Raw genomic sequence first — 510 nt, 5'->3', positions numbered from 1 at the left:
CAGACGCATTCCTGCAGCGCGGGACAACGCCCCGCTGGAGCTTTACCGGGCAGGCCCCAGCGGGGCGTTTCCCAGCTCTACGCATGCGGGCGGAATATCGACATGCGGGCGGAATATCGTTTCCGCAGTGCTGGGCGGCGCCCGGCCAGAATCTGCCGGGAGGGTCGCGCCGGGCGTTACTCCGCTTCGCCGGATGTCTTCGGCTGCAGGCACGTCGTTCTTCCGCAGGCGGACCAAAAAGCAACGGCCGCATCCCGTGCGGCCGTTGCAGGTGCATTCGTCGGTTGCCGCCTCAGGCGGTGGCGGCCAGCCCGGCGAAGTCGTTGGCCATCTCGCGCCAGCCGTCGAGCCGCGGCAGCACCGCGGTGCGTTCCAGGTACTGCTCGTCCACCTGGCTGCCGCCGGCCAGGGCCGTGGCCACGTGCACCGCGCCGGTGACCCAGAAGCTGCGCACGTTCGAGCGCTGCGGCTGCAGGTGGAAGGCGACCGCTTCGATGATCGGCATCGGCA

At 69.8% G+C, this 510-nt stretch carries 1 pseudogene; it reads right to left on the bottom strand.

From position 1 onward, the window contains the following. Positions 1-292: 292 nt before the first annotated feature. Positions 293-510, bottom strand: a pseudogene (locus ABB29_RS16520) (HDOD domain-containing protein); the annotation flags it as partial.

The sequence above is a fragment of the Pseudoxanthomonas dokdonensis genome (genome assembly GCF_001431405.1).
Lineage (GTDB): Bacteria > Pseudomonadota > Gammaproteobacteria > Xanthomonadales > Xanthomonadaceae > Pseudoxanthomonas_A > Pseudoxanthomonas_A dokdonensis.
The sequence above is the reverse complement of the archived record's forward strand: the minus strand, read 5'-3'. Positions and strand labels throughout refer to the sequence as shown.